5 protein-coding genes are annotated in these 7,737 nt (G+C 69.1%); 1 reads left to right on the top strand and 4 read right to left on the bottom strand.

Going from position 1 to position 7,737, the window contains the following annotated elements; genetic code table 11:
* A partial coding sequence (locus tag ABZ552_RS25800) for an amino acid adenylation domain-containing protein (protein WP_357440274.1) occupies window positions 1–3,650 on the top strand: 3,650 nt, incomplete at its 5' end.
* A gap of 56 nt (window positions 3,651–3,706) precedes the next feature.
* On the opposite strand, the gene ABZ552_RS25795 is transcribed toward ABZ552_RS25800, so the two are convergent.
* The 4 genes from ABZ552_RS25795 to ABZ552_RS25780 form a co-directional block, all read right to left on the bottom strand.
* Complete coding sequence (locus tag ABZ552_RS25795; protein WP_281880109.1) at window positions 3,707–4,639, bottom strand: undecaprenyl-diphosphate phosphatase; 933 nt, start codon at window positions 4,637–4,639, stop codon at window positions 3,707–3,709.
* Between the two features lie 89 nt (window positions 4,640–4,728).
* The gene (dmpG, locus tag ABZ552_RS25790; protein ID WP_281918332.1) at window positions 4,729–5,754 is read right to left on the bottom strand and encodes a 4-hydroxy-2-oxovalerate aldolase; all 1,026 of its coding nucleotides are present in this window, start codon (window positions 5,752–5,754) and stop codon (window positions 4,729–4,731) included.
* Entirely contained in the window at window positions 5,751–6,731 is a 981-nt protein-coding gene (locus ABZ552_RS25785) for an acetaldehyde dehydrogenase (acetylating) (protein WP_357440271.1), read from the bottom strand. The genes dmpG and ABZ552_RS25785 overlap by 4 nt, the downstream gene beginning before the upstream one ends.
* Before the next feature lie 3 nt (window positions 6,732–6,734).
* Window positions 6,735–7,556, bottom strand: a complete 822-nt coding sequence (locus ABZ552_RS25780) for a fumarylacetoacetate hydrolase family protein (protein WP_281880104.1) — start codon at window positions 7,554–7,556, stop codon at window positions 6,735–6,737.
* Window positions 7,557–7,737: the final 181 nt, after the last annotated feature.

Genomic DNA, 7,737 nt, shown 5'->3' with positions numbered 1-7,737 from the left:
CCGGCGCGGCCTACCTGCCGATCGACACCAGCTACCCGGTACAGCGGCTGGAATTCATGCTCGAAGACGCCGCGCCGGTGTGCGTCCTGACCACCACCGGGCAGGAGGCGGTGCCGTCGGGTGCGTTGCCGGTGGTGTCGTTGTCCGACGCGGCACGTTACTCGGATGCGCCGGTCGAAGATGGCGAGCGGGTACGGCCGCTGCGCCCGGACAATTTGGCCTACGTCATCTACACCTCCGGCTCCACCGGCGTGCCCAAGGGCGTCGGCGTCGCGCACCGCAATGTGCTGGAGTTGCTGGCCAATACCCAGCCGTTGTTCGAGTTCGACGAAACCGATGTGTGGACGTTGTTCCACTCCTTCGCCTTCGACTTCTCGGTGTGGGAGTTGTGGGCCGGGTTGGCGCACGGCGGCAGCGTGATCGTGGTCGACTATCTGACCTCCCGCTCCCCCGAGCAGTTCCGTGAATTGCTGATCCGGGAAGGGGTGACCGTGCTCAACCAGACGCCCTCGGCGTTCTACCAGTTGGTGGAGGCCGATCGGGCGGCGAGCGCGGGTGAGCTGGCGTTGCGGTACGTCATCTTCGGTGGGGAGGCGCTGGATCTGCGGAAGCTGGGCCGCTGGTATGACCGCCACGGTGAACGCACCCGGTTGGTGAACATGTACGGCATCACCGAGACCACGGTGCATGTGTCGTTCCTGCCCTTGGCCGCAGAGGATGCGCGGGAGTCGGCCAGTGTGATCGGCCGCGCCCTGCCCGGTTTGGCGGCGTACGTGCTGGACTGGCGGCTGCACCCGGCGCCGGTGGCGGTGGCCGGTGAGATCCATGTCGTGGGTGCGCAGCTCTCCCGCGGGTATCTGGGCCGTCCCGGACTGACCGCGACCCGGTTCGTGGCCGATCCGTTCGGTGCGCCGGGGTCGCGAATGTATCGCTCGGGTGATGTCGGCCGCTGGCGTACACGCGGCGACGACGCCGTCCTCGAGTACGCCGGGCGTGGCGACCAGCAGGTCCAATTGCGTGGATTCCGTATCGAACTCGGCGAGATCGAAGCGGCGCTGCTGCGCTGCCCGGGAGTGAGTCAGGCGGTCGCGCTGGTCCGCGGCGACGAGCACACCGGTCAACGCCTCATCGGCTATGTAGTGGCCGACACCGGCGCCACTATCGACCCGGCCGCGATCCGCGCGCAACTCGCGCAGTTCCTCACCGGCTACATGGTCCCCGACGCGGTCGTCACACTGGAAACGCTGCCGCTGACCCCCAACGGCAAACTCGACCGCCGCGCGCTACCCGCACCGGAGATCAGCAGCGCGGTCGCCTACCGCGCGCCGAGTTCGCCGGTGGAGCAGGCGGTGGCGGAAGTGTTCGCCGCGTTGCTGGGTGCGCCAGAGGTCGGTTTGGACGACGACTTCTTCGCGTTGGGCGGTAACTCGTTGGTCGCCACGCGGGCGGTGGCGCGGATCAACGAGGCGCTGGACGCGAATGTGGCGGTGCGCGAGCTGTTCGAAGCGCCGACGGTGGCAGCGCTGGCCGCGCGGGTGGTGCCCGGCGCCGGGGGCGGCGCCCGCCCCCACCTTTCGCGCGCCGAGCGGGTGGAACCGATCCCGTTGTCGCTGGCGCAGCAACGGATGTGGGTGCTCAACCAGTTCGACCCCGCCTCCCCTGCTTACAACATTCCGATGGCGATCCGGTTGACCGGGGAATTGGATGTCGCCGCATTGCGGTCCGCCATGGCGGACGTGCTCGAACGCCACGAATCGCTGCGCACCCGGTATCCGGCCGGGCCGGGCGGATTGCCGTACCAGCAGATCCTCCCCGTGGAGCAAGCCCTGCCCGGCGGGCTGGAGATCACCGCCACCGACGACCCGCTCACCCAGGTGACGGAGTTGATGCTGACCGGGTTCGATGTCACCGAGCAGGTGCCGGTGCGGGCACTGCTCGCGCGGGCCGGCGCCGATGAGCATCTGCTGGCGGTGGTCGCCCACCACATCGCCGCCGACGGCGCGTCCATGGCGCCGCTGGCGCGCGATCTGGTGACCGCCTACCTGGCCCGCAGCAGCGGCGAATCCCCCCGCTGGTCGCCGCTGGAACTGCAGTACGCCGACTATGCCATCTGGCAACGCAGTGTGATCGGCACCGACGACGACCCCACCTCCGTCGCCGCCCACCAACTGGCCTACTGGCGCAGTCAACTCGACGGACTGACCGGGGAATCCGACCTGCCGCTGGACCGGCCCCGCCCGGCGGTGGCTTCGATGCGCGGCGCCCATACCGGCTTCGCCCTGTCTCCGGAAATCCATCAGGCCCTCACGGCCCTGGCGCGCGAGCACAATTGCACCTTGTTCATGGTCGTGCACGCCGCCTTGGCGGTGCTGCTGGCGCGGCTGTCCGGCGACCCGGACGTCGCCATCGGCACACCCATCGCCGGACGCGGCGAACGCGTGCTCGACGACCTGGTCGGCATGTTCGTCAACACCCTCGCCTTGCGCACCCGCGTCGAGGCGGGCATGAGCTTCACCGAACTGGTCGACCAAGCCCGCGAAACCGACCTGGCCGCCTTCGCCAACGCCGACATCCCCTTCGAACGCGTCGTGGAAGTCGTCGCCCCCGGCCGCGCGACCACCCACAACCCCCTGTTCGGCGTCGTGCTGTCGTTCCAGAACAACGAACAACCCACCCTGCGGCTGCCCGGCCTGACCGTCGCCGCGCTCGATACCGGCAGCGTCGCAGCGAAATTCGACCTGCAGGTCAACGTCAACCCCCACCACCGCGACGACGGCACCCCCGGCGAACTCGACACCGTGTTCACCTATGCCACCGACCTGTTCGACGAAACCACCGTCCAAACCCTCGGCCGCCGACTCGAACGCATCCTCACCACCATCGCCACCGACCCGCACACCCTCATCGGCGACATCGACATCCTCGACGACGCCGAACGGGAATTCGGCACGGCCAAGAGGGATCCCGCGCCACCGCAGAGTTCGGCCACGACCGCGGGCACCACGCTCACCCAAGCACTCGTGGCCGCGGTGGAGGACGACCCCGACGCCCCCGCCGTCGCGTCCGGCGACGAGGAGCTGTCCTACCACGGTTTGGAGACGCGTTCGTCGCGGTTGGCGCGGGTGCTCATCGCGCGCGGCTGCGGACCGGGCGCGGGCGTCGCGCTGCGGCTGGACCGCGGCATCGAGGCGGTCATCGCCACCTGGGCCGTCCTCAAGACCGGCGCCGCGGTCGTCCCGGTCGACGCACTCGACGCACCGCTGCCGCACGAACCGGAGATCAAGATCGGTCTCACGACCGGCGGCGCCGGCTCGACCGGCGCGCTGGACTGGCTCGCCCTCGACGACCCCACCCTCGTCGCCGAGATCGCCGCCGAATCCCCCCGCCCGGTCACCTACGCCCACCGCACCCGCGCCCTGCGCGGCAGCGACGCGGCTTTCGTCGGGGAGCAGACCCTGAGCTATGACGATTTGGCGGCCGCGGCCGCGCAATTGCGCGACGGTGCCGAACTCACCTACGAGTCCGAAATAGTGCAGCGCGAGGAACCGGGATCGTCCGCCGCTCTGATCGAACTGGTCGCCGCCGGCAGCGTCGGCGCATCGGTCGTCCTGGATGACGACAGTGAGGTGCCGACCGACGAATGCGCGTAACCGGCTGATCGGCCCGGCTCGCCGGAGCCGGGCCGTAGACCTCCGTCCAGGCGACCTCAGCCGAAGTGGACGAGTGAGACAGCCCCGGCGGCGATGCAATACACCGCGAACGGCAGGAGGGTGCGGGTCTGGAAGTACCGCTCCAGGAACCGTACTGCCAGCCAGGACGACACTCCGGAGACGATGGCGCCGACCAGCACCGGCCCGCGGATGCCCTCGGTCCTCGGACCCACCAGTTCGGGGATCTCGAGCAGACCCGCGCCCAGAATCGCCGGGGTGGCCAGCAGGAAGGCGAACTTGGCCGCGTGCTCGTGCGCGAGACCACGCCACAAGCCGCCGACCATGGTCAGGCCAGCACGGCTGAAACCGGTCAGCAGCGCGCCGACTTGGGCGAAACCGATCCCCAGGGCATCCCGTGCCCCGAGGGCGGCCAGCGGCCGGTCGGATTGGCGACGGGTCTCCGCCTCGGCGGTGAGCGTGCCGCGCCGGGCTTCCTGCCGGGCGAACCGTCGGCCGTATTCGGCCAGGGACGGCTCGTTCCGACGGCGCAATCCCTCGCCGATGATCAGCACGACACCGTTGAGCGCCAGGAAGAAGGCGGCGTAGACGGGCGTCCCGAACAAGGCGTGCAGCGGATGTTCCAGCAGAAAGCCGAGGACGCCGACGGGAACGGTGGCGATGACGATCAGCCACGCCAGCCGCTGCGGAATGGTGTCGAGCCGCCCGGTGCGCAGCGTGGTGAACAGACCCGCGACGATCGCGCACCAGTCGCGCCAGTAGTAGCCGAGCAGCGCCACCGCGGTCGCCACGTGCAGCGCCACCACGAACGCCAGATACGGTGTGCCGGACTCGCCCTCGCCGGTCAGCTTCTCCCAATCGCCGCCCAGCCACGCCGCGACCAGCACGGAGTGGCCGAGGCTGGAGATCGGGAACAGTTCGGTGACACCCTGCACCGCACCGATGACAGTCGCTTGAAAGTAGGTGAGCATCGTCCCCGAGTCTCGCACGCGTGCAACGCAATCATGGGAGGGCCTCGGCTCGGTGACGACGACCACCACCATCGGAGATGTCGACGCGGTCAGTCCGCGGAGCTGCCGGACGCGGCGACCAAATCCAGGGCGATGTCCACGATGAGGTCTTCTTGCCCGCCGACCAGCCCGCGGCGTCCCACCTCGAGCAGGATCGTGCGCACGTCGATTCCGTAGCGCCGCGAGGCGGTTTCGGCATGCCGCAGGAAGGACGAGTAGACCCCGGCGTACCCGAGAGTCAGGGTTTCCCGGTCGACGCGCACCGGGCGATCCTGCAATGGCCGCACCAGGTCGTCGGCGGCGTCTTGCAGAGCGAACAGATCGCAGTTGTGCTTCCAGCCGTACAGGTCGGCGACGGCGACGAACGGTTCGATCGGGCAGTTGCCCGCACCGGCCCCGTGCCCGGCGAGCGAGGCGTCCACCCGGGTGACACCTTCCTCCACGGCCACAACGGAATTGGCCACCGACAACGACAAGTTCTCGTGCGCGTGGATGCCGATCTCGGTGCCCGGATCGAGCACCTGACGGTAGGCACGGACCCGGTCACGGACGCCGTTCATGGTCAACCGGCCGCCCGAGTCGGTGACGTAGACGCACTGCGCCCCATAGGATTCCATCAGTTTCGCTTGCTCGGCCAGGCGAGCTGGTTCGGCCATGTGCGACATCATCAGGAACCCGGAGACGTCCATGCCGAGTTCCCGCGCGGTGGCGATGTGCTGGGCGGACACATCGGCTTCGGTGCAGTGCGTGGCCACCCGCACCGACCGGACGCCCAGCCGGTAGGCGTGCTTCAGTTCTTCGATGGTGCCGATGCCGGGCAACAGCAGGGAGGTCAACCTGGCGTGCGTGAGATTCGCGGCGGCGGCTTCGATCCACTCCCAATCGGTGTTGCTCCCCGGGCCGTAGTTCAAGCTACCTCCGGCGAGGCCGTCGCCGTGGGCGACCTCGATGCCGTCGACCCCCGCCGCGTCGAGCGCGGCCACGATCCGCCCGACGTCGTCGGGAGTGATGCGGTGGCGCACCGCGTGCATGCCGTCGCGGAGTGTGACGTCTTGGATGAACAGCTGGGTGGTCATCGGAGCGCTCCCTGTTCTGCCGGTGCGGCGATCGTGTCGGCGATGGATTCGGCGTAGCGCACGGCCGCCGAGGTCATGATGTCGAGATTGCCCGCGTAGGCCGGGAGGTAGTGGGCGGCTCCTTCGACTTCGAGGAAGACCGTCACCTGGTGGGTGGGCGAGGCCGCCGCGTCCGGGCCGAGCAGCGTGTGCACCGGTTGGTCCTGCGGGACGGGCGTGATCTGCACCTGCTGCTTGAGACGGTAGCCGGGCACGTACGCGGCCACCTCCGAGACCATCCGTTCGACCGATTCCCGAATCGCCTCTCGCTCAGCGGGATCGGGGGCCGTGACCAGGCACAGCACCGTATCGCGCATGATCAGCGGGGGGTCGGCCGGATTGAGAATGATGATGGCTTTGCCGCGCCGGGCGCCGCCGACCGATTCGATCGCGTGCGCGGTGGTCTCGGTGAACTCGTCGATATTGGCGCGCGTACCCGGTCCGGCGGATTTCGAGGCGATGGACGCGACGATCTCGGCGTAAGCGACCGGTGTGACGCGGGAGATGGCGGCGACGATCGGAATGGTGGCCTGCCCACCACAGGTCACCATGTTGACGTTGGGCGCATGACGATGTTCGTCGAGGTTCACCGCCGGTACGACGAACGGGCCGAGCGCGGCGGGCGTCAGATCGATCAGGCGTTTGCCGAGCGGTTCGAGCACCGCGGCGTGCGCGGCGTGGGCTTTGGCGGAAGTCGCGTCGAAGATCAGCTCGATGTCGTCGAAGTTCGGCAGCTTCAGCAGTCCCTCGACGCCGTCGGCCGTGGTCGGGACCCCGAGCCTGCGCGCGCGGGCGAGGCCGTCGGATCCGGGGTCGATACCGACCATGGCGCCCATCTTCAGCACCTCCGAGTGCCGGATCACCTTGATCATCAGATCGGTGCCGATGTTGCCCGATCCGATCACCGCGACTTCGAGCTTGGCGGGGCTGTCGTTCATGGTTCACTCCTGGATGAAGGTGGCGGTCACCGAGCCGAGCCCGGTGATGTCCGCGGTGACGGTTGCGGGGCCTTCGATGGCGGCCATCGGTCCGAGCGCTCCCGAGAGAACGACCTGACCAGCCCGCAGGGGACGGCCGAACTCCCGCGTGGTGCGGGCCAGCCAGGCCAGCGCGTGCAGCGGATCGCCGAGGCAGGCGGCGCCGGTTCCGGTCGACACCTCGGCACCGTCGATCGCCATCCGCATCTGTGCCGCGACGGGCTCGAAGGAATCGAGGGTGCGGCGATCGGTGCCGAGAACGAAAAGGCCGCTCGAGGCGTTGTCGGCGACGGTGTCGCCGAACGTGATGTCCCAGCCGGCGATGCGGCTGTCGACGATCTCCAGTGCGGCAACCGCATAGTCGACCGCGCTGCGCACCTGCTCCGCGTCGAGTGGGCCGTCGACCAGGTCCGCCGCGAGCGCGAACGCGATCTCCGCTTCGACCTTCGGTTGCAGCAACCGGCTCAGCGGCACGGGCGTGGCCTGCCGGTAGCGCATGTCATCGAACAGCACGCCGAAGTCGGGTTGGTCGACGCCGAGCTGTCGCTGTACCGCCGGGGAGGTCAAGCCGATCTTGCGTCCGACGACTTCGGCGCCCGCCGCGATGCGCTCGGCGGTGAGCAGCTCTTGCACCGCGTACGCGGCGGCTATGTCGTCGGCGCCGATCAAGTCGCGTACCGGTGCGCACGGGGTGCCGGAGCGGGCAGCGGCGCTGAGCCGGCCGGCCGCGAGCGTGGCCGTGTCCGCGGTCGCGGAGCGTCGGTCGAGGTCTGGAGGTGTTGGCATCGGCAGTCCCGGATTCTGGTGAGGAGGGCGAAACAGTGGTCTCACTGTCGCCGCGGCCGCGACCGCGCCGCCAGCAATGCGTTCCACTGAGCCGAACGCCGCACCGGTAGAGTGACCCGGGGTGCCGAAAAGGTTCGGAGGTCTACGGTGTCATCCGCGTTCGCAGGCCGTGCGGTCGACG

The sequence above is a fragment of the Nocardia sp. NPDC019219 genome (assembly GCF_040632645.1).
Classification (GTDB): domain Bacteria; phylum Actinomycetota; class Actinomycetes; order Mycobacteriales; family Mycobacteriaceae; genus Nocardia; species Nocardia sputorum.
This window is presented reverse-complemented; position numbering and strand designations above follow the sequence as displayed.